Origin of the sequence: Pseudomonas sp. NLJ1 (genome assembly GCF_049486705.1) — a bacterium.
Classification (GTDB): Bacteria; Pseudomonadota; Gammaproteobacteria; order Pseudomonadales; family Pseudomonadaceae; genus Aquipseudomonas; species Aquipseudomonas inefficax.
The window spans coordinates 3880920-3902202 of record NZ_CP137735.1; the positions used below are offsets into that span (position 1 = coordinate 3880920).

The 21283-nt window shown below is 64.4% G+C and carries 17 protein-coding genes; 11 read left to right on the forward strand and 6 right to left on the reverse strand.

Annotation, left to right across the window (positions count from 1 at the left end; genetic code table 11):
* Window positions 1-40: 40 nt before the first annotated feature.
* The 5 genes from R9B85_RS17605 to gap all read right to left on the reverse strand — a co-directional run bounded on the left by R9B85_RS17605 (window position 41) and on the right by gap (window position 6604).
* A complete protein-coding gene (locus tag R9B85_RS17605) occupies window positions 41-634 on the reverse strand; it encodes a biliverdin-producing heme oxygenase (RefSeq protein WP_215520318.1) in 594 nt (197 codons plus the stop codon).
* Between the two features lie 221 nt (window positions 635-855).
* A complete protein-coding gene (locus R9B85_RS17610; protein WP_423770407.1) occupies window positions 856-3459 on the reverse strand; it encodes a TonB-dependent receptor in 2604 nt (867 codons plus the stop codon).
* Between the two features lie 185 nt (window positions 3460-3644).
* The gene (locus R9B85_RS17615) at window positions 3645-4604 is read right to left on the reverse strand and encodes a FecR family protein (RefSeq protein ID WP_112250836.1); all 960 of its coding nucleotides are present in this window, start codon (window positions 4602-4604) and stop codon (window positions 3645-3647) included.
* A 71-nt stretch (window positions 4605-4675) separates the two neighbouring features.
* Complete coding sequence (locus R9B85_RS17620; protein WP_112250837.1) at window positions 4676-5188, reverse strand: RNA polymerase sigma factor; 513 nt, start codon at window positions 5186-5188, stop codon at window positions 4676-4678.
* 414 nt (window positions 5189-5602) lie between these two features.
* A complete protein-coding gene (gene gap / locus R9B85_RS17625) occupies window positions 5603-6604 on the reverse strand; it encodes a type I glyceraldehyde-3-phosphate dehydrogenase (RefSeq protein ID WP_041506241.1) in 1002 nt (333 codons plus the stop codon).
* A 264-nt stretch (window positions 6605-6868) separates the two neighbouring features.
* Here gap and edd point away from each other — a divergent pair, with 264 nt between their 5' ends.
* The 11 genes from edd (at window position 6869) to R9B85_RS17680 (ending at window position 20322) form a co-directional block, all read left to right on the forward strand.
* Window positions 6869-8695: a phosphogluconate dehydratase gene (gene edd / locus R9B85_RS17630; RefSeq protein WP_112250839.1), complete on the forward strand. Its 1827-nt coding sequence runs from the start codon at window positions 6869-6871 to the stop codon at window positions 8693-8695.
* Window positions 8692-9654: a glucokinase gene (locus R9B85_RS17635; protein ID WP_112250841.1), complete on the forward strand. Its 963-nt coding sequence runs from the start codon at window positions 8692-8694 to the stop codon at window positions 9652-9654. The genes edd and R9B85_RS17635 overlap by 4 nt, the downstream gene beginning before the upstream one ends.
* 202 nt (window positions 9655-9856) lie before the next feature.
* Window positions 9857-10555, forward strand: a complete 699-nt coding sequence (gltR, locus tag R9B85_RS17640) for a two-component system response regulator GltR (RefSeq protein WP_370290213.1) — start codon at window positions 9857-9859, stop codon at window positions 10553-10555.
* The gene (locus R9B85_RS17645; RefSeq protein WP_112250843.1) at window positions 10536-11990 is read left to right on the forward strand and encodes an ATP-binding protein; all 1455 of its coding nucleotides are present in this window, start codon (window positions 10536-10538) and stop codon (window positions 11988-11990) included. Before gltR ends, R9B85_RS17645 begins: the two co-directional genes overlap by 20 nt.
* A 239-nt stretch (window positions 11991-12229) precedes the next feature.
* On the forward strand, window positions 12230-13480 hold the full coding sequence (locus R9B85_RS17650; protein WP_112250844.1) for an AGE family epimerase/isomerase: 1251 nt from the start codon (window positions 12230-12232) through the stop codon (window positions 13478-13480).
* Window positions 13481-13584: 104 nt separating this feature from the next.
* Window positions 13585-14871, forward strand: coding sequence for an ABC transporter substrate-binding protein (locus tag R9B85_RS17655; protein ID WP_207878926.1), 1287 nt, complete (start codon window positions 13585-13587; stop codon window positions 14869-14871).
* 181 nt (window positions 14872-15052) lie between these two features.
* Window positions 15053-15961 (forward strand): carbohydrate ABC transporter permease, encoded by a 909-nt coding sequence (locus R9B85_RS17660; protein WP_112250847.1) that lies wholly within the window; start codon window positions 15053-15055, stop codon window positions 15959-15961.
* Window positions 15954-16799: a carbohydrate ABC transporter permease gene (locus tag R9B85_RS17665; RefSeq protein ID WP_112250849.1), complete on the forward strand. Its 846-nt coding sequence runs from the start codon at window positions 15954-15956 to the stop codon at window positions 16797-16799. Before R9B85_RS17660 ends, R9B85_RS17665 begins: the two co-directional genes overlap by 8 nt.
* 3 nt (window positions 16800-16802) lie before the next feature.
* A complete protein-coding gene (locus R9B85_RS17670; protein WP_112250851.1) occupies window positions 16803-17957 on the forward strand; it encodes an ABC transporter ATP-binding protein in 1155 nt (384 codons plus the stop codon).
* 101 nt (window positions 17958-18058) lie between these two features.
* Complete coding sequence (locus R9B85_RS17675; RefSeq protein ID WP_252192062.1) at window positions 18059-19351, forward strand: carbohydrate porin; 1293 nt, start codon at window positions 18059-18061, stop codon at window positions 19349-19351.
* Between the two features lie 116 nt (window positions 19352-19467).
* Window positions 19468-20322 (forward strand): D-hexose-6-phosphate mutarotase, encoded by an 855-nt coding sequence (locus tag R9B85_RS17680; RefSeq protein WP_112250855.1) that lies wholly within the window; start codon window positions 19468-19470, stop codon window positions 20320-20322.
* Here R9B85_RS17680 and hexR read toward each other — a convergent pair.
* Window positions 20315-21178, reverse strand: coding sequence for a DNA-binding transcriptional regulator HexR (hexR, locus tag R9B85_RS17685; RefSeq protein WP_181457315.1), 864 nt, complete (start codon window positions 21176-21178; stop codon window positions 20315-20317). The genes R9B85_RS17680 and hexR overlap by 8 nt on opposite strands.
* Window positions 21179-21283 lie beyond the last annotated feature (105 nt).

The following is a 21283-nucleotide window of genomic DNA, read 5'->3' on the forward strand; positions in this document are numbered from 1 at the left end:
AAACGGTTCGGCCACCGGTAGGGTGGCCGGGTACGGCGTATCAAACCAGCGCGGCATCCGCAGCATAAGCGTGCTTGAGCAGCTCGGTGAAGCGCTCGAACGCCGCAACTGCGCCGCGTTCGGCAGCGGCTTCCTCTTCCTCCGACAGGGCCAGGCCATCAAGAATGCGGGTGAACTGCTTCCAGCCTTCGGCACGGCCACCGGCCGGTTCGCCCAGGTGTCGGGCACCAAAGCTGTCGGACAGTCCCAGGGCCACGGCACGCTTGATCAGAAACGCAGCGCCCAGTTTGGAGCCTTCAGAGACGAAGATCCAGCCCATTGCCTCGCCCAGGCTCGGGTTACACAGCGCACCCGGTACGGCTGGCGGTACTTCGGTGTCGAGATCGGCGAGGTCAAGGCGGGCCTGTTCGGCACGGCAGCGCTCGGCCAGGTCGGGGACGATGGCGATCAGTTGCGGGTCGTTGTACAGGGCCTGCAGCTCGGCCTGGAACAGGTACTGGGCGACCACGAAGCGGGCGAAGCTTTCGCGGCTGTCGAAGGGTGCATGGGCTTTGACCAAGGCATCCAGTTCGGCGTGGGGGGCGTGGGTGATCTGGTTGAGGCGCTGGGAGCGCAGGGCTGGGCGGTCGGTCATGGGGCAGTCCTTGGAAAAGGGGCATTCAGAGACAAGACGAAACAGCGGGGGCGGGACAGTAAAAAAAGCTGGTATTTGTGCTGGTAGTGCTGGCCTCTTCGCGGGTGAACCCGCTCCCACAGGTATTGCGCAGACCTCGGGCCTGTAATGTTCCTGTGGGAGCGGGTTTACCCGCGAAGAGGCCGGCGCTGACGAAACAAACCTGTCAGCGATAATCCAGGTCAGATATCCCAAACCACATTGATGCCGAAGTTGCGCCCCGGCATGGTCAGGCGGTCGATGTTGGCCGGCTGGGTCACGGCCGCTTCACCCTGGCCGTCGTAGCTGCGCACCGAATCCCACTGCCAGTACTTCTTGTCGGTGAGGTTGTACAGGCCGGCGTTGATGGTCACGTCGTCGGTGACCTTGTAGTAACCGGTCAGGTCCAGTACCCCGTAGCCCGGGGTGCGGAACTTGGAGCTCGAACCGTCGGGCGAGTAGAAGGTGCTGTCGTCGACGCGGGTCTTGCGCTTGACCAGTGTCCAGCTCAGCAGGCCGCCGTAGTGCTGTTGTTCATAACCCAGGCCGAACACGCCCTTGAGCGGGTTGACGGTGTTCAGTGGTTCGCCGGTGTCATCGTTGCGGCCATGGGTGTAGGCGATCGAGCCCTGGGTATACAGGCCCTGCGGTGCACCGAAGTGGTCGAGGTTCAGGCGGCCCTTGACCTCGGCACCCTTGATAGTGGCGTGCTTGATGTTGTTGGCCTGGAAGGTCTGCTCCAGGTTGGCGCTTTTCACGGCGTCCTCGTCGATGAAGTCGCGGTACTTGTTGTAGAACACCGCCACGTCGAAGTTGCCGGCGTCGAAGTTGCCACGCAGGCCGGTTTCATAGCTTTTGCTCTTTTCCGGCTCGAGGCCCGGGTTGCCTTCTACGCGGTAGCCTTGCTCGATATTCTCGAACTTCCCGTACATGGATTTGGCAGTCGGGGTGCGGAAACCTTCGGCGTACTGGCCATACCAGGTGTAGTTGTCGTTGAAGGCATAGGTCAGGCCGAGCTTGGGCGAAATACGGTGCCACTTCTTGTCCGAGTCGTCCTGGGAGGTGGGCGCGGTACCAGAGGACTCAAGGCCACGCAGGAATTCCTCGGTGAACCTGGGCTTCATTCGCGTGTAGTCGTAACGAGCGCCAGGCATGAAGGTCCAGTTGTTCCAGCGGATTTCATCCTGCACGAACAGGCTGTAGGTGTTCACGGTCGGGTCCGGGAAGTCGCTGACCAGCACCTGGCCGTCTGCCGGGCGCTCGGCGCCAGGGCCGGAACAACCTGAGCCAACGGTCAGGCAGGTGCCGGTGCCGCTGCGCGAACCGGTGACCTTCTCGTGCTTGAGGGTGGTGCCATAGGTCAGCAGGTGCTCGGTGGCACCGAGGCTGAAGGCCTTGTCCAGCTGGGCGTCGAATACCCACTGGCGGTCCTTGTAGGTGGTATCGCGGGTACGCAGCACCTGACGGCCAGGCGGTGCGTAGACCTCCTCGGTGTACTGGTCGGTCTTGGCGATCTGGTAGTTCAGGCTCCACTTCACATGGTCGGCGACCAGCGAATCCAGGCCGAACTCATGGTTGATGCCAAAGCGTTCACGGGTGATGGTGTCGTTGCCGCTACGCGCCTTGTAGTAACCCGAAGCACCACGGCCAGGAATGAACGGCCCGCCCACCGCACTGAGGATGTTCTGGTCGCGGTCATCCTTGTAACGCTCGTAGGTGAAGCCCAGGCGCGCGTCGTCGGCGTAATTCCAGCCCAGCTTGGCCAGTACGTTTGTGGTGCGCACGTCCATCGGGTTGGCTTCGGTACGCGACAGGCCGTCACCGCTGTGGCCGCCGTGGGTTTCGGTTTCGTGACCGTTGCGCTGGCTCAGGTGCACCAGGCCGTCGAACTCGCCCTGGCGGCCGGCGACGGTGGCGGAGGTCAGCCAGCTTTCGTCGGCCGAGCTGTAGCCGGTCTTCAGGCGGGCACCTGCGTCCTTGCCGGGCTTGATGATGTCGTCAGGGTCGAGGGTGAAGTAGCTTACTGCCCCCCCGATGGCGTTGCTGCCATACAGCACCGAGGCCGGGCCGCGGAGGATTTCCACACGCTTGACGATCTCCGGGTCCACGTAGTTGCGCTGGGTCTGGGCGTAGGGGCCGAAGAAGAAACTGTCGGGGATCGACACGCCATCGACCTGGGTGAGGATGCGCTCGCCGTCGATGCCACGGATGTTGTAGCCGTTCAGGCCGCTGCGCTGTCCGGTGCCGGCTACCGACACGCCCGGTTCGTAGCGCACCAGGTCCTGGATGTTGTTGACGTTCTGCCGGTCCAGCTGCTCGCGGGTCTGCACGCTGACGGTGCTCGGCACCTGGCTGACGTCCTGGGCGCTGCGCGTGGCGCTGACGGTGACCTGCTGCAGGGCGATCACATTGGCGCTGGCCTGGCGTTCGAGCACCACATTGCCGTTGCTGATCTTGCGAAAGCCCAGGCCGGTGCCGTGCAGCAGGCGCTTGAGTGCGGCATCCGGCGGTAGCGAACCTTGCACCCCTGGCGAGGCAACGCCGTCGGCCAGCTCGGCGCTGAAGCCGACCTGCCAGCCGGTGACCTGGCTGAAAGCATTGATGGCCGAAACCAGCGGCTGCTGGCCGATGCTGAAGCGGTAGTCGCCCATGCGCGGGCTGCTGGCCTGGGCCGGCTCGGCGGCCAGTGCCGGCAGGCTGATGGCGCCGCTGGCGAGCAGGGCCAGGTTCAGTAGGGAAAGGCTCAGGAGGGACAGCTGCCCTCCATGGCGAGGACGGGTGGAGGGGCGGGTAGGACCTGTGGACATCGGAAGCGCTCCCTGACGCGCGGACTGTTATAGGTGATGGCTGTCCTCGTTTTCAAACGAGAATCAGTTGCATTGGCTATAACGAGACGGGCGGGGTAGCGTGACTGCGTAAAAAAAGTTGGATTGCGGTCTGGCGATCCGTATCCCGACTTCTATGGGAGCGTGTCGGGTTTCAGATTTGCGGATCAGTTCAGGATGACCAGCGCCGGGAACTCATGCAGCTGTGCCGAGGTAATGTGGGCCAGCGCGCGCAGGGTTTCCAGCGGCTGGTCGAGGCGGTAGTTGCCGGTGACCGCCATGTCTTCCAGTTGTGCATTGCGGTTGATGATCCAGCCCGGGTAGTAGCGCTGCACCTCGGCCAGCACCTGGCTCAGCGGGCAGTTCTCGAACACCAGGCGGCCGTCGACCCAGGCCAGGTCCTTGTGCATGTCGGGGCGCTGGCGCTGGCCGAATCCCTGGGGGCCGACGCTGATGCTGTCGCCGGCACTCAGGCGGATGCGCTGGTCGCGAGCCCCCTGCAGGTCGACATCGCCGCGCTGCACCCGCACCTGTGCCTCGCCGTCGAGATAGCGCACGGCAAAGTCGGTGTCGCGCACCTGCGCGCGCAACGGCCCGGCCTGCACTTCAAGGGGCCGCAGCGTGCCTTCGGGGACCTGGAAATAGGCCTCGCCCTGCAGCAGGCGGGCGACCTGGCGGCCATCACGCTGCTCGCTGGCAAATGCCGAATTGGTGTTGAGCAGCACTTTTGCCCCGTCTTCCAGCTGCAGGCGCTGGCGCTCTCCCACCACCGTCAGGTGGTCGGCCTGCAAGCGCATGGGCAGGTTGCCGAGGGTGAACAGCCCGACCAGCAGCAGCGCCGCCGTTGCCAGGGGTTTCCAGTGGCTGCGCAGGCGCCCGCGCCACGAGCGGCGCTGTTGCTGATGCATCTGCACGGCCACCTGGTGCAGCGGTGCGCCATTCCACAGGGCTTCTGCCTCGACATAGGCCTCGGCATTTTCCGGCGCTGCGCTCAGCCAGGCCTCGAAGGCCTGGGTGTCCTCGGCGTCAGCGCATTGCAGGCGCACCAGCCAGTCCAGCGCCTCGTCCATGGCACGAGCACGGGCGCTGGGCCCGGCGGGTGACGGGCGAGGGGGGCTGTCGGTCACGGTGAATCCTTGAATGGTTTTTTGCGAATGATCAAGGCTGAGGCGGGGCGTGGCAAGGGCTTTGCGTTGCCTCACTTGAGGCGGTCGGCGACACCCATGCAGATCGCCATGATCAGTTTCAGTTCCTTCTGTACCGTGCTGGGTGAAACATTCAGTTGTTCGGCTATTTCCAGATAGGTAGCGCCGTGCAGGCGGCTGAGGATGAAGATGCGCTGCTGGCGTTCGCTCAACTGGTTGAGGCTGATGCTCAGGTGCCTGAGCAACTGTTCGGCATGGGCTGCATCCTCGCTGCTGGTAGCGGGCGCGGCCACGCTGTGCAGCACCTCGTCGGGCACGTCGTCGACCAGCATGCGCGATTGCACCCGGCGCGCGCGCAGATGGTCGAGGGCCAGATTGCGTGCGGTCTGGAACACGAACGGTTCGATGTGTTCGATGGGCCGCTCACCGATTGCGCGGGATACCCGCAGGTAGGTTTCCTGCAACAGGTCCTCGGCCGTGGTGGGGTTGCCCACCATGCGCTGCAAGGTGCGCAGCAGGGTAAGGCGCTGGACGAGGAAGACAGAGTTGAACCGGGACTGACTCACTGGGGGACCTGGCCGACGAAAGGTTAATGATAATGCTTATCATCCATATCGAAGGTCAAGCTTGGAAATGTTAGGAAAAGGTAAAGATTGTGAGTGGGTGGGCGCATGGCGGGATAGTTTGTGCGCCTGTGAGTTCGAGCGCCGCCCGCGCGGCGCTTCGCGGGACAAGCCCGCTCCCACATTTGTTGCAACGTGGCCATGCCTGTGAAAGAGGCGTTGCCCGCCCTTGGTGCATGACTTGAGGCCGGAAGTGCGGCAGCCGCGCCAGCCTAGAAATCGCGTCAGGGCAACAAGGCAGGCAACCATGGCCTGACAGGTTCGGCACGTTGCCACAAATGTGGGAGCGGGCTTGTCCCGCGAAGCGCCGCGCGGGCGGCGCTCGATCTCAAAGGCGGCAAAAATGCCATGTCATGCTCAACGGGCCCGGCACAGGGCCAAACAGTTATCCAGCATGCGGTTGGAGAACCCCCACTCGTTGTCATACCAGGCCAGCACCTTGAGCATGCGCCCGTTGGCCCGGGTATGGTTGGCATCGAAGATCGACGACAGCGGGTTGTGGTTGAAATCGCAGGAAACCAGCGGCAAGGCGTTGTAGCCCAATACCCTGGAATGCTTGCTGGCCTCGAGGAACAGCTGGTTGACCTGCTCGGCCGTGGCTTCGCGCTTGAGGTTGACGGTGAGATCGACCAGCGACACGTTGATCACCGGCACCCGCACCGCCATGCCGGTAAGCTTGCCGGCCAGCTCCGGCAGCACCAGGCCCACGGCCTCGGCAGCGCCGGTCTTGCTCGGGATCATCGACTGGGTCGCCGAACGCGCACGGTACGGGTCGCCGTGGTACACATCGGTCAGCACCTGGTCGTTGGTGTAGGCATGGATGGTGGTCATCAGGCCCTGTTCGATGCCGAACTCACGATGCAGCACCTGGGCAATCGGTGCCAGGCAGTTGGTAGTGCAGGAGGCATTGGAAATGATCTGGTGCGAGGCCCGCAGGATGTCATGGTTGACCCCGTACACCACAGTGGCATCGGCGCCTTTGGCTGGTGCCGAGACAATCACCTTGCCAGCCCCCGCAGCCAGGTGTGCGGCGGCCTTGGCGCGTTCGGTGAACAGCCCGGTGCATTCGAATACCACGTCGATCGCCTCGGCCTTCCAGGGCAGTTCGGCCGGGTTGCGGATGGCACTGACCGCGATACGGTCACCATTGACCGTCAGGCTTTCGTGGTCGGCCTCGACGCTGGCGTCGAAGGTGCCGTGCACGCTGTCGTACTTGAGCAGGTGGGCATTCATGGCGCTGTCGCCCAGGTCGTTGATGGCGACGACCTGCAGGTCCTGGCGGTAGCCTTGGGTATACAGTGCGCGCAGGACGTTGCGCCCGATGCGGCCGAATCCATTGATGGCGATGCGTAGGGTCATGGCAGTACCTCTGGCAGTCCGAGTGAAACCTGTGGCACAAAGGAGCTTCACTGAAACGGTTTTGTTGTTGGAATTACAAGATTATTCACCTTCCGATAGAAAACAAGCCTTTTTAGTGGCAGTATTTTGTTTAAATATACAACGAGTGGTTGGGCGATGTGCCTTCATCGATGCAGCGGCTCCTCTACCTTGAGCCTAGGCCGCAATCGTTTGGAGGGGAAATGCCCGGCAAACCGCCCTTACAATTAGCCTGGAGTCCAGTACATGCATCCGCGCATCCTTGAGGTCACCCAGCGGCTGGTCGAACGTAGCCGTGCCACCCGCGAACGCTACCTGCAACTGATTCGCGGCGCGGCAAGTGACGGCCCCATGCGTGCCAGCCTGCAGTGCGCCAACTTCGCCCATGGCGTGGCCGGTTGCGGCAGCGACGACAAGCAGACCCTGCGCCTGATGAACGCGGCCAACGTGGCCATCGTCTCGGCCTACAACGACATGCTTTCGGCGCACCAGCCGTACCAGCACTTCCCCGCGCAGATCAAGCAGGCCCTGCGCGAGGTCGGCTCGGTCGGCCAGTTCGCCGGCGGCGTGCCGGCCATGTGCGATGGCGTGACTCAGGGCGAGCCGGGCATGGAGCTGGCCATCGCCAGCCGTGAAGTGATCGCCATGTCCACCGCCGTGGCCCTGTCGCACAACATGTTCGACGCCGCGCTGATGCTGGGCATCTGCGACAAGATCGTCCCCGGCCTGATGATGGGTGCGCTGCGCTTCGGCCACTTGCCGACCATCTTCGTCCCGGGCGGGCCGATGGTCTCCGGTATTTCCAACAAGCAGAAGGCTGATGTGCGCCAGCGCTACGCCGAGGGCAAGGCCAGCCGCGAAGAGCTGCTGGAGTCGGAGATGAAGTCCTACCACAGCCCGGGAACCTGCACGTTCTACGGCACTGCCAACACCAACCAGCTGGTGATGGAAGTGATGGGCCTGCACCTGCCGGGGGCCTCGTTCGTCAACCCGTATACACCGTTGCGTGATGCGCTCACCGCCGAGGCCGCACAGCAGGTCACGCGCATGACCAAGGCCAGCGGCAGCTTCATGCCGCTGGGTGAAATCGTCGACGAAAAGGCGCTGGTCAACTCCATCGTTGCCCTGCACGCCACCGGCGGTTCGACCAACCACACCCTGCACATTCCGGCGATTGCCCAGGCTGCGGGTATCCAGTTGACCTGGCAGGACATGGCCGACCTGTCCGAAGTCGTGCCGACCCTGTCCCATGTCTACCCCAACGGCAAGGCCGACATCAACCACTTCCAGGCTGCGGGCGGCATGGCCTTCCTGATCCGCGAGCTGCTCGATGCCGGGCTGCTGCACGAAGACGTCAACACCGTGGCCGGCCATGGCCTGCGCCGCTATACCCAGGAGCCGTTCCTCGACAATGGCAAGCTGGTGTGGCGCGAAGGGCCGCAGCACAGCCTGGACGAAAGCATCCTGCGCCCGGTGGCGCGGCCGTTCTCGGCCGAAGGCGGCCTGCGGGTGATGGAGGGCAACCTCGGCCGCGGCGTGATGAAGGTGTCCGCTGTCGCTCCCGAGCACCAGGTGGTCGAGGCCCCGGCGCGGGTGTTCCACGACCAGCAGTCGCTGGCCGATGCGTTCAAGGCCGGTGAACTGGAGCGCGACTTCGTCGCCGTGGTGCGCTTCCAGGGCCCGCGCTGCAACGGCATGCCGGAGCTGCACAAGCTCACGCCGTTCCTCGGCGTGCTGCAGGACCGTGGCTTCAAGGTAGCGCTGGTCACCGACGGGCGCATGTCTGGTGCCTCGGGCAAGATCCCGGCGGCCATTCACGTTTGCCCCGAGGCTTATGACGGCGGCCCGCTGGCACGGGTGCGCGATGGTGATATGGTGCGGGTCGATGGTGTCAAAGGCACGCTGCGGGTAATGGTGTCGGCCGAAGAACTGGCCAGCCGCGACCTGCCGCCAGCGCCGCAGGGCAACGACCTGGGCTGCGGGCGCGAGCTGTTCGGCTTCATGCGCATGGCGTTCAGCCCGGCAGAGCAGGGCGCCAGTGCGTTCACCTCGGCCCTGGAGAACCTCAAATGAAGGACCTGCTGGTTGGCGACATCGGCGGCACCAATGCCCGTTTTGCGTTGTGGCGTGACAACCAGCTGCATGAAGTGAAGGTTTTCGCGACCGAGGACTACACCAGCCCGGAACAGGCCATCGAGGCGTATCTCGACGGGCTTGGTATTGCTCGCGGTGGGCTGATTGCGGCCTGCCTTGCAGTGGCCGGGCCGGTCAACGGTGACGAGTTCCGCTTCACCAACAACCATTGGCGCCTGAGCCGCCTCGCGTTCTGCCAGAGGCTGCAGATCGAGCAGCTGCTGCTGATCAATGATTTCACCGCCATGGCGCTGGGCATGACCCGTCTGCGCGAAGGCGAATTCCGTGAGGTATGCCCGGGCCAGGCCGACCTTTCGCGTCCCGCGTTGGTCATCGGCCCGGGCACCGGCCTGGGCGTTGGCTCCCTGTTGCGTCTGGGCGACCAGCGCTGGTGCGCCTTGCCGGGCGAGGGCGGGCACGTCGACTTGCCAGTGGGCAATGCCCGTGAAGCGGCTATTCACCAACAGATCCACAGCCAGATCGGCCATGTCAGCGCCGAGACTGTGCTCAGTGGCGGTGGGCTGCTGCGCCTTTACCAGGCGATCTGCGCACTGGACGGCGACACACCGCGACACAAGACACCGGCACAGATCACCGATGCCGCGCTCGGCGGCGAGCCACGGGCGTTGGCGGTGGTCGAGCAGTTCTGCCGGTTCCTCGGCCGAGTCGCTGGTAACAATGTTCTGACACTGGGCGCACGGGGCGGCGTCTATATTGTCGGCGGCGTGATCCCGCGCTTTGCCGAGCTGTTTCTGCGCAGTGGGTTCGCCGCGAGTTTTGCCGACAAGGGTTGCATGAGTGGGTATTTCGCTGGCGTGCCGGTGTGGCTGGTGACGGCGGAGTTTTCCGGGTTGCTGGGGGCCGGGGTGGCCTTGCAGCAGGCGTTGGATCATGGATAGGTGAAATGGGGGCCGCTGCGCGGCCCATCGCGACACAAGGCCGCTCCTACACGGGGCAGTGCATATTTCCGGCGCGGCGCGGTCCCTGTAGGAGCGGCCTTGCGTCGCGATGGGGCGCGAAGCGGCCCCAACAGCAGGCAACAAAGACCTGTAACTGACAAGAGGAAGGACCACCTTGACCACTGCCGGCAAATCGATCCTGATGGTCGACGACGACCAGGAAATCCGCGAACTGCTGCAAACCTACTTGAGCCGCTCCGGCTTCCAGGTGCATGCCGAAGCCGACGGCAAGGGCTTTCGCCGCGCGCTGGAAACCACCCCCTGCGACCTGGTCATCCTCGATGTCATGCTGCCCGACGAAGACGGCTTCAGCCTGTGCCGCTGGGTACGCCAGCACCCGCGCCAGGCCCGGGTGCCGATCATCATGCTCACCGCCAGCTCCGACGAAACCGACCGGGTCATCGGCCTGGAGCTGGGCGCTGACGACTACCTGGGCAAGCCGTTCAGCCCCCGTGAACTGCAAGCGCGGATCAAGGCCCTGCTGCGCCGCGCCGAGTTCGGCCAGGCGGCACCCGGCAGTGCCGTGCTGGCCTTCGACGACTGGCGCCTGGACACGGTCAGCCATCGCCTGTTCCATCGCGACGGCGAGGAGGTGATTCTCTCCGGCGCCGATTTCGCCCTGCTCAAGCTGTTCCTCGACCACCCACAGCAGATTCTCGACCGCGACACCATCGGCAACGCCACCCGTGGCCGCGAGCCGATGCCGCTGGACCGCATCGTCGACATGGCGGTCAGCCGTCTGCGCCAGCGCCTGCGCGATACCGACAAACCACCCCGGCTGATCCGCACCGTACGCGGCAGCGGCTACCTGCTGGCTGCCCATGTCTGCAGTGCGCCCTGAGCGGCGCTGGCGCCTGCTGCCGCGCTCGCTACTGGGGCGCATGCTGCTGCTGACCCTGCTGGTGGTGCTGCTTGCCCAGGGGCTGTCGAGCATCATCTGGGTTGCCCAATTGCGCGCCAGCCAGTTGCAGGGCCTGCGTGCCAGCGCCAGCAGCCTGGCTCATTCGATGAGTGCCAGCGTCAGCTACTTCCGCTCGCTGCCGGTCGCCTACCGGCCGATGGTCCTGGACCAACTGCGCAGCATGGGCGGCACGCGCTTTTTCGTGTCGCTCAACGCCAAGCCACTGGACATGCCGCTACTGCCCGTTACCCCGCGCAAGCAGGCGGTGATCGATGTGTTCCAGCAAGTGCTGCATGAGCGCCTGGGTTCGCAAATGGAAATTTCCGTGGAGTTCGTCAGCCCCGACGACCTGCGCATCTTCAACAGCGGCCTCAAGCTCGACGAACTGCCACGTTCCTGGGCGCATTACTCACTGACCCTGGAACCGCTCAACCCGCCGGTACTGGTCACGCAGATCCGCCTGGACGAGGGCGAATGGCTGTACATCGCCTCGCTGCTGCCGGAGCCCTACACCAGCCTGGAGGCCGAGCGCCTGCCGCGTCAGCAGATCGGCTTCATCGTGCTGACCACGGCTTTGCTGCTGTTGTTCATCGGCTTGCTGGTGCACTGGCAAAGCTGGCCGCTCAAACGCCTGGCACGGGCTGCGCGGGAGATGTCGCTGGGCGCCGATGTGGCGCCGGTGGCCGAAGGCGGTGGCAGCGAGGTGGTCGAGGTGGGGCGTGCGTTCAACAGCATGCGCGAGCGCATCAGCCGCTACCTGACCGAACGCAGCCAGTTGTTCAGCGCCATTTCCCACGACCTGCGCACGCCGATCACCCGCTTGCGCCTGCGCGTCGAGCTGCTGGAGGACGAGCGCCTGCAGGCCAAGTTCAGCCAGGATCTGGACGAGCTGGAGCTGTTGGTAAAAGGTGCATTGCAGTGCGTTAAGGACACCGACATCCACGAGAATATCGAGCCGGTCGACCTCAACCAGGTGCTGGAAATCCTGGCCGAGCCTTACCTGGGCGATGGCCGCATCACGCTCGAAGGCCGTGCGCTGGCGCCGTACCCCGGCAAGCCACTGGCGCTGCGGCGCTGCATCGGCAACCTGATCGACAACGCCATCAAGTACGGCGAGCGGGCACGGCTGCGCATCATCGATAACGCCGAGGGGTTCGTCCTGCAGGTGGATGACCAGGGGCCGGGGGTGCCGCAGCAGCAGCTGGAGCAGGTGTTCGAGCCGCACTTCCGTCTGGCCGGGCAGCAGCAGGGGTACGGGCTGGGGTTGGGGATTGCGCGCAACATTGCCCATAGCCATGGCGGGGAGGTGAGCTTGCTCAACCTGCGTGAGGGCGGGTTGCGGGTGACCTTGTATCTGCCAAGGGGCATGGACTGAGGGTATGGGTTACTGGTGCCGGCCGCTTCGCGGGTGAACCCGCTCCCACAGGTTTTTGCACCAGCCTCGGGCTTTGCATGGGCCTATCGGCCCGCTGTGGGAGCGGGTTCACCCGCGAAGAGGCCGGCACAGGCAAGCGAAATGTCACTCCCTGGTGACAATCCTGCCGTCCTTCGTGACATCCCGGCAAACCCCACTAGCTAGAATTCGCAAACGACTGGCAAGGATCAAGCTGGCCCATGAGCACCTCCAACCTGCCTTCCACCCGCTGGCTCGACGCCCCGGCCCACACCGCCTGGCGCATTGCCGAAGGGCAGCGCCTGCTGACCTTCGCCACGGCTTCGAAACTGCCCGATGGCTTCGGCAGCCTCGACGCCGCAGGCCTGCTCGCACCGGGTGCCCGAGCCGAAACCCTGATCACCGCTCGCATGACTCACTGTTTCGCCCTGGCCCACCTGCAGGGCGTGCCCGGTTACCTGGCCTATGCCGAACACGGTGTGGCTGCCCTGCGCGGCGCGCTGCAGGATGCCACCTACGGCGGCTGGTTCGCCCACCCCGGTGGCCATGACGACAGCGGCAAGGCGGCTTACCTGCATGCCTTCGTCGCTCTGGCCGCCAGCTCGGCGGTGATGGCAGGTGCTGGCGGTGCACCAGCCCTGCTGGCAGAGGCGGTGCAGGTGCTCGAAGCGCATTTCTGGAGCGAAGAGGAGGGCGCCCTGCGAGAGGCCTTCTCCCGCGCCTGGCAGTTGCCCGAGCAGTACCGTGGCGCCAACAGCAACATGCATGCGGTCGAGGCCTTCCTGGCCCTGGCAGACGTCACTGGCGACAGCCTGTGGTTGCAACGCGCCTTGCGCATCGCCGAACGCATCATCCATACCCATGCCGCCACAAACGGCCACCGGGTCATAGAGCATTTCGATGCCCTCTGGCAGCCACTGCCGCACTACAACCAGGCGCACCCGGCAGACCACTTCCGGCCTTATGGCTCCACGCCCGGGCATGCCCTGGAGTGGGCGCGGTTGCTGCTGCACCTGGAGGCCAGCCTGGAATGGTTTGGCCTGCATGCCCCGCAGTGGCTGCCGGACTGTGCCCGCGCATTGTTCGATACAGCCTGCCAGCAGGCCTGGAGCGTCGATGGCGCGCCCGGTTTCGTCTACACCCTGGACTGGGCCGACCGCCCGGTGGTGCGCGCGCGCCTGCACTGGGTGCACGCCGAAGCCTGCGCCGCCGCCGCGGCCCTGTTGCAGCGCACGGGCGAGGCGCACTACGAGCAGTGGTACCGCCGTTGCTGGGACTTCATCGCCAACCATTTCATTGACCATGGCGCTGGCAGCTGGCACCACGAACTCGATGCGCACAACCAGCCGGCCGCAACCATCTGGCCAGGCAAGCCCGACCTCTACCATGCCTACCAGGCGCTGCTGCTGCCGGGCTTGCCATTGGCACCCAGCCTGGCCAGCAACCTGGCGGGCAATGTAACCAAACGATGACATTCACGCATCGCTTCGTTACCTGGCGAGGCGAGCACGCTGTTTAGACTTCATGCAACGCAAGCGATCGACTTGCACGGCATAACAACAAGAAAGGTGCTTCGATGAATTCCACGCTCCGTCTCGCTGCCGCAATCTCACTGGCCTCCTTGTTCCCGCTGAGTGCCTTGGCTGCCGAACCCAAAGGCAGTGTCGAGGTGGTGCACTGGTGGACCTCCGGTGGTGAAAAAGCGGCGGTCGATGTGCTCAAGGCCCAGGTCGAAAAGGATGGCTTCACCTGGAAGGACGGCGCCGTCGCCGGTGGTGGTGGTGCCACCGCCATGACCGTGCTCAAGAGCCGCGCCGTGGCAGGCAACCCGCCGGGTGTCGCGCAGATCAAGGGCCCGGACATCCAGGACTGGGCGGCTACCGGCCTGCTCGACGCCGATGTGCTCAAGGGCGTGGCCAAGGACGAAAAGTGGGACTCCCTGCTCGACAAGAAGGTCGCAGACACCGTCAAGTACGACGGTGACTATGTCGCCGTGCCGGTGAACATCCACCGCATCAACTGGCTGTGGATCAACCCCGACGTCTTCAAGAAGGCCGGCATCGACAAGGCGCCAGCCACCCTCGACGAATTCTATGCCGCCGCCGACAAGCTCAAGGCTGCCGGCTTCATCCCGCTCGCCCATGGTGGCCAGCCGTGGCAGGACAGCACCGTGTTCGAAAGCGTGGTGTTGGCGGTGATGGGGGCCGATGGCTACAAGAAGGCCCTGGTCGACCTCGACAGCACGGCCCTGACCGGCCCGCAGATGGTCAAGGCGCTGACCGAACTGAAGAAGGTCGCCACCTACATGGACCCGGATGGCAAAGGCCAGGACTGGAACCTGGAAGCGGCCAAGGTCATCAATGGCAAGGCCGGCATGCAGATCATGGGCGATTGGGCCAAGAGCGAATGGACCCTGGCGAAGAAAACCGCCGGCAAGGATTACCAGTGCGTGCCATTCCCCGGCACCGACAAGGCCTTCCTGTACAACATCGACTCACTGGTGGTGTTCAAGCAGAACGACGCCGGCACCTCGGCCGGCCAGCAGGATATTGCCCGCAAGGTGCTGGGCGAGGACTTCCAGAAGGTCTTCAGCACCAACAAGGGGTCGATCCCGGTGCGCAACGACATGCTTGCCGACATGGGCAAGTACGGTTTCGACGCCTGTGCGCAAACCTCTGCCAAGGACTTCCTGGCCGACGCCAAGACCGGCGGCCTGCAGCCGAGCATGGCGCACAACATGGCTACCACGCTGGCCGTGCAGGGCGCGTTCTTCGATGTGGTGACCAACTACATCAACGACCCCAAGGCCGACCCGGCCGATGCGGCGAAGAAACTGGCAGCGGCGATCAAGGCTGCCCAGTAAAGCTGACGCGATCCCGTTGTAGGAGCGGCCTTGTGTCGCGATGGGCTGCGCAGCAGCCCCATAACCTGCGCACTCGATCTTTAAGGTAGGTAATCGACCTTGAGTCCTTTGGGGCTGCTGCGCAGCCCATCGCGACACAAGGCCGCTCCTACAGGGGAGTGCGGCGCCTTCGAGGTGAACCATGACCACAGCAACCGCCCAACTGCGGGCCTCACCCCTGGACGCGCTACAGCGCTGGCTGCCCAAGCTGGTACTGGCCCCAAGCATGTTCATCGTCCTGGTGGGCTTCTACGGCTACATCCTCTGGACCTTCGTCCTGTCCTTCACCACTTCGACCTTCCTGCCGACCTACAAATGGGCCGGCCTGGCGCAGTACGCCCGGCTGTTCGACAACGACCGCTGGTGGGTGGCAAGCAAGAACCTGCTGCTGTTCGGCGGCCTGTTCATCGTCATCAGCCTGGTCATCGGCGTAGTGCTGGCGGTCTTGCTGGACCAGCGCATTCGTCGCGAAGGTTTCATCCGCACCATCTACCTGTACCCCATGGCGCTGTCGATGATCGTCACCGGCACCGCCTGGAAATGGCTGCTCAACCCCGGCATGGGCCTGGACAAGCTGCTGCGCGACTGGGGCTGGGAGGGCTTTCGCCTGGACTGGCTGATCGATCCTGACCGGGTGGTGTACTGCCTGGTGATCGCTGCCGTGTGGCAGGCCTCGGGCTTCATCATGGCAATGTTCCTCGCCGGCCTGCGTGGCGTCGACCCGTCGATCATCCGCGCCGCGCAGATCGACGGCGCCAGCCTGCCGCGCATCTACTGGCGCGTGGTGCTGCCCAGCCTGCGCCCGGTGTTCTTCAGCTCGCTGATGATTCTTTCGCACATTGCCATCAAGAGCTTCGACCTGGTGGCAGCCATGACGGCCGGCGGCCCAGGCTACTCGTCCGACCTGCCGGCGATGTTCATGTATTCGTTCACCTTCAGCCGCGGTCAGATGGGCATGGGCTCGGCCAGCGCCATCCTCATGCTCGGTGCGATCCTGGCCATCCTCGTGCCTTACCTGTACTCGGAGCTGCGGAGCAAACGCCATGCATAGCCCTCTCGACAAAGTGGTGCCGAGCCCGAGCCGCATCGCCATCCATGCGGTGCTGTTGCTGGCGGTGCTGCTGTACCTGGTGCCACTGGTGGTGATGCTGCTGACCAGCTTCAAGACCCCGGAAGACATCAGCACCGGCAACCTGCTGAGCTGGCCGGCGGCAATTACCGGCATCGGCTGGGTGAAGGCCTGGAGCACGGTCAGCGGTTACTTCTGGAACTCGATCATGATCACCGTGCCAGCGGTGCTGATCTCTACCGCCATTGGCGCACTGAACGGCTATGTGTTGTCGATGTGGCGCTTCCGCGGTTCGCAGCTGTTCTTCGGCCTGCTGCTGTTCGGCTGCTTCCTGCCGTTCCAGACCGTGCTGCTGCCGGCCTCGTTCACCCTCGGCAAGCTCGGCCTGGCCAGCACCACCACTGGCCTGGTACTGGTGCACGTGGTCTACGGCCTGGCCTTCACCACGCTGTTCTTCCGCAACTTCTACGTGAGCATCCCCGATGCGCTGGTCAAGGCTGCGCGCCTGGACGGCGCCGGGTTCTTCACCATCTTTCGCCGCATCATCCTGCCGATGTCCACGCCGATCATCATGGTCTGCCTGATCTGGCAGTTCACCCAGATCTGGAACGATTTCCTGTTCGGCGTGGTGTTCTCCAGCGGCGACTCGCAACCGATAACCGTGGCCCTGAACAACCTGGTCAACACCAGCACCGGGGCCAAGGAATACAACGTCGACATGGCGGCGGCGATGATCGCTGGCCTGCCAACCCTGCTGGTCTACGTGGTGGCAGGCAAATATTTCGTCCGCGGGCTGACTGCTGGCGCGGTAAAGGGGTAAGTCATGGCAACGCTCGAACTTCGCAATGTGAACAAGACCTACGGCAGCGGCTTGCCGGACACCCTCAAGGACATCCAGCTGTCGATCAAGGACGGCGAGTTCCTGATTCTGGTCGGCCCGTCTGGTTGCGGCAAGTCGACCTTGATGAACTGCATCGCCGGGCTGGAGCAGATCACCGGCGGTGCGATTCTCATCGACCAGCAGGACGTCAGCGGCATGAGCCCCAAGGACCGCGACATCGCCATGGTGTTCCAGTCCTACGCGCTGTACCCGACCATGAGCGTACGCGAGAACATCGAGTTCGGCCTGAAGATCCGCAAGCTGCCCCAGGCCGCCATCGACGAGGAAGTGGCGCGGGTGGCCAAGCTGTTGCAGATCGAGCACCTGCTGGCGCGCAAGCCGGCGCAGCTGTCCGGTGGCCAGCAGCAGCGTGTGGCCATGGGCCGGGCGCTGGCACGGCGGCCGAAGATCTACCTGTTCGATGAACCGCTGTCCAACCTCGATGCCAAGCTGCGCGTCGAGATGCGTACCGAAATGAAACTGATGCACCAGCGCCTGAAGACCACCACCGTGTACGTCACCCATGACCAGATCGAGGCCATGACCCTGGGCGACAAGGTGGCGGTGATGAAGGACGGCATCATCCAGCAGTTCGGTACCCCACAGCAGATCTACAACGACCCGGCCAACCAGTTCGTCGCCAGCTTCATCGGTTCGCCGCCGATGAACTTCATCCCGGTGCGCCTGACCAAACAGGATGGCCGCCTGCTGGCGCTGCTCGACAGCGGCCAGGCGCGCTGCGAACTGCCTCTGGGGCTGGGTGCCGACGAACTCGAGGGGCGCGAGATCATTCTGGGAATCCGCCCCGAGCAGATCGCGCTGGGCTCCGGGGAGGGCAACGGCATGCCGGGCATCCGCGCCGAGGTGCAGGTAACCGAGCCCACCGGGCCGGACCTGCTGGTGTTCGTCACCCTCAACCAGACCAAGGTCTGCTGCCGCCTGGCGCCGGATGTGGCGTGCCGGGTCGGCGACAGCCTGAACCTGCAATTCGACCCGGCCCGGGTGTTGCTGTTCGACGCCGCCAGCGGCGAGCGCCTGCACCTGGCCACTACTGCCGCAACCATGAAAGACAACGTGGCGCACTTCAAAGGCCGATAACTCGTCTACACCGTCAATAAGAAAAAAGAGGACGTAAAGGGATGGAACAGCGCAAACGCATCAGGACATTGGGCTCGCTGGCCTTGCTCGCTCCACTGGCGATGGCCGCCGGCAGCGGCGCGCAGGCTGCCGAGGCCTTTTCCAGCGAATCGAAGTGGATGACCGGCGATTGGGGCGGCACCCGCACCGAGCTGCTGGAAAAGGGCTATGACTTCACCCTCGATTATGTCGGTGAGGTTGCCGGCAACCTGCACGGTGGTTACAACGACGACAAGACCGCGCGCTACAGCGACCAGTTCGCCCTCGGCGCGCACCTGGATTTGCAGAAAATCTTCGGCTGGCACGATGCCGAGTTCAAGCTGGCGATCACCGAGCGCAGCGGCCGCAACCTGTCCAACGACCGCATCAGCGACCCGCGCGCCGGGCAGTTCAGCTCGGTGCAGGAAGTGTGGGGCCGCGGCCAGACCTGGCGCCTGACCCAGATGTGGGTCAAGCAGAAGTACTTCGACGGTGCACTGGACGTGAAATTCGGCCGCTTCGGCGAGGGCGAGGACTTCAACAGCTTCCCCTGCGACTTCCAGAACCTGGCCTTCTGCGGCTCGCAGGTGGGCAACTGGGTCGGCGGTATCTGGTACAACTGGCCGGTCAGCCAGTGGGCGCTGCGGGTGAAATACAACATCACCCCGGAATTCTTCGTTCAGGTCGGTGCCTTCGAGCAGAACCCTTCCAACCTGGAAACCGGCAACGGCTTCAAGCTCAGTGGCAGCGGCACCAAAGGCGCTATCCTGCCGGTGGAGGCGGTGTGGTCACCCAAGGTCAACGGCCTGCCGGGCGAATACCGCCTGGGTTACTACTACAGCACGGCCAAGGCCGACGATGTGTTCGATGATGTCAACGGCAACCCGCAGGCGCTCACGGGCGAAGCCTTCAAGTCGCACTCCAGCAAGCATGGCTGGTGGGTAGTGGCACAGCAGCAGGTCACTGCCCATGGCGGCGACGTAAACCGTGGCCTGAGCCTGTTCGCCAACTTCACCGTGCACGACAAGGCCACCAACGTGGTCGATAACTACCAGCAGGTTGGCCTGGTCTACAAAGGCGCCTTCGACGCCCGGCCCAAGGACGATATCGGCTTCGGCGTGGCGCGCATTCATGTGAATGACGATGTGAAGAAGCGCGCCGAACTGCTCAACGCCCAGAGCGGCATCAGCGATTACGACAACCCGGGCTTCGTACCGCTGCAGCGTACCGAGTACAACGCCGAGCTCTACTACGGCTTCCACGTTACCAACTGGCTGACCGTGCGGCCCAACCTGCAATACATCAAGAGCCCGGGCGGGGTGGATGAGGTGGACAACGCGCTGGTCGCAGGTTTGAAGATTCAGTCGTCATTCTGAGAGCAATTGTTGTAAATTTACGCCAATCCACTTCGGTACCCGGCACCCACTGGTCTTCAGTGGTTGTCGGGGATAGGCCGAGACAGCGCTATCTCAAACAACAAGAGCTCTGAACCATGCCCGAACATCCGCTCCATCGCTTCTTCACCTCGCAGCGGCCGCGGCCGACATTCGAGTGGGAGCGTTACCAGCAGCGCGATGTGCTGATCATCGACCATCCCCGTTGCCAGGCGGTGTTCAGCCGTCAGGGTGCGCAATTGCTGCATTTTCAACCGGCGGGTGAACGGCCCTGGCTGTGGTGCGCCGAGCAGTGGCCGCAGGTTGGGGCGATCCGCGGTGGTGTGCCGGTGTGCTGGCCATGGTATGGCCGCCACCCCAGCGAGGACTTGTGGCCGGCCCATGGCTGGGCGCGCCTGCTCGACTGGAAGCTGGTGGGCAGCCGGGAGGACGAAGAGGGCGTAACCCTGAAATGGCGGCTGGACCTGTGCGACTGGCAGGTCGACCTGCACGCCCGGCTGGGTAGCCGCATGGAACTGAGCCTGAGCACCGAGCACCAGGACAGCGAACCCTGCCAGCTGAGCCATGCCCTGCTGGCCTACTGGCGCATCAGTGACGTGTCCGAGATAGCGCTGTCCGGGCTCGAGGATATCGAAGGCTACGACCGCCTGAACCGTCAGGCCTGCCGTGAGGATGGCGCGCTGAAGCTCAAGGGCGGCTGCCAGAAGGTCTACCCCGGCACGCCGCGGGTGCAACTGCAGGACCCGGCCTGGCAGCGCGAGCTATGCATCGATACCGGTGACAGCGACGACACGGTGGTCTGGCACCCGGGCAATCGCCCGCTGATGGGCGTGACCGGGCGTGAATGCCAACGCTTCGTCTGCGTCGAGGCTGCCAGCGGCGGTGGCGAGGGCCTGAGCCTGGCGCCGGGGCAGCGTGCCCACCTGCGCCTGCAGGCGCACCGGCTTAGCTGAGCTCGTCGTCCTCGATCGGGTAGCGGCTGGCGTTGAGGCTTTCCTTGATCTTGCGCAGGTGCGGCTGGAAGTCCACGCCGCGGCGCAGGGTCATGCCGGTGGCCAGCACATCGAGCACGGTCAGCTGGATGATCCGTGAGGTCATCGGCATGTAGATGTCGGTGTCTTCGGGCAGCGGAATGTGCAGGCTCAGGCTGCAGGCATTGGCCAGTGGCGAACCGGCGGCGGTCAGCCCCAGCACCGAGGCGCCGTTCTCTCGGGCCAGGCGGGCCACATCGACCAGTTCGCGGGTACGCCCGGTGTAGGAGATGATCACGAACAGGTCGCCGGTGTGCGCCACCGAGGCCAGCATGCGCTGCATCAGCACGTCGGCGTGCGCCGATACTGCCAGGTTGAAGCGGAAGAACTTGTGCTGGGCATCCAGCGCCACCGGGGCCGAGGCGCCCAGGCCGAAGAAGTGGATCTGCCGGGCCTGGATCATCATGTCCACGGCGCGGCTGACCTGCTGCGGGTCGAGCTGCTGGCAGGCGCTGTCGAGCGAGGCGATGGCACTGGCGAAGATCTTCTGGGTGTAGGCTGCCGGGTCATCGTCGGCCTCCACCGCGCGGCTGACGTAGGCGGCGCCGCTGGCCAGGCTCTGCGCCAGCTGCAGCTTGAGCTCGGGGTAGCCGCTGACGCCGAACGAGCGGCAGAAGCGGTTGACAGTCGGTTCGCTGACCTTGGCCGCCTGGGCCAGCGCAGCGATGCTGAAGCGGGTGGCTTGTTGCGGGTTGAGCAGGATGACTTCGGCGACTTTGCGTTCGGCCTTGTTCAGCTCGTCGAGGCGGCCCTGGATCTGTTCCAGGAGGTTTCGCACGCGGTCCATGGGTGTGTCCTTGGGTCGGGAAGACAGCCGGCTGTGGAAGCAGCAGGCTTTTTGCACGGTCGTCTATCGTACTGTCGGCGCGGTTGGCGTACCACT

What these genes read in the sequence shown, in the direction of transcription:
- R9B85_RS17605 (WP_215520318.1), bottom strand. Translation starts at nt 634, where the DNA reads ATGACCGACCGCCCAGCCCTGCGCTCCCAGCGCCTCAACCAGATCACC.
- R9B85_RS17610 (WP_423770407.1), bottom strand. Translation starts at nt 3,459, where the DNA reads ATGTCCACAGGTCCTACCCGCCCCTCCACCCGTCCTCGCCATGGAGGG.
- gap (WP_041506241.1), bottom strand. Translation starts at nt 6,604, where the DNA reads ATGACCCTACGCATCGCCATCAATGGATTCGGCCGCATCGGGCGCAAC.
- edd (WP_112250839.1), top strand. Translation starts at nt 6,869, where the DNA reads ATGCATCCGCGCATCCTTGAGGTCACCCAGCGGCTGGTCGAACGTAGC.
- R9B85_RS17635 (WP_112250841.1), top strand. Translation starts at nt 8,692, where the DNA reads ATGAAGGACCTGCTGGTTGGCGACATCGGCGGCACCAATGCCCGTTTT.
- gltR (WP_370290213.1), top strand. Translation starts at nt 9,857, where the DNA reads ATGGTCGACGACGACCAGGAAATCCGCGAACTGCTGCAAACCTACTTG.
- R9B85_RS17645 (WP_112250843.1), top strand. Translation starts at nt 10,536, where the DNA reads ATGTCTGCAGTGCGCCCTGAGCGGCGCTGGCGCCTGCTGCCGCGCTCG.
- R9B85_RS17650 (WP_112250844.1), top strand. Translation starts at nt 12,230, where the DNA reads ATGAGCACCTCCAACCTGCCTTCCACCCGCTGGCTCGACGCCCCGGCC.
- R9B85_RS17655 (WP_207878926.1), top strand. Translation starts at nt 13,585, where the DNA reads ATGAATTCCACGCTCCGTCTCGCTGCCGCAATCTCACTGGCCTCCTTG.
- R9B85_RS17660 (WP_112250847.1), top strand. Translation starts at nt 15,053, where the DNA reads ATGACCACAGCAACCGCCCAACTGCGGGCCTCACCCCTGGACGCGCTA.
- R9B85_RS17665 (WP_112250849.1), top strand. Translation starts at nt 15,954, where the DNA reads ATGCATAGCCCTCTCGACAAAGTGGTGCCGAGCCCGAGCCGCATCGCC.
- R9B85_RS17670 (WP_112250851.1), top strand. Translation starts at nt 16,803, where the DNA reads ATGGCAACGCTCGAACTTCGCAATGTGAACAAGACCTACGGCAGCGGC.
- R9B85_RS17675 (WP_252192062.1), top strand. Translation starts at nt 18,059, where the DNA reads ATGGCCGCCGGCAGCGGCGCGCAGGCTGCCGAGGCCTTTTCCAGCGAA.
- R9B85_RS17680 (WP_112250855.1), top strand. Translation starts at nt 19,468, where the DNA reads ATGCCCGAACATCCGCTCCATCGCTTCTTCACCTCGCAGCGGCCGCGG.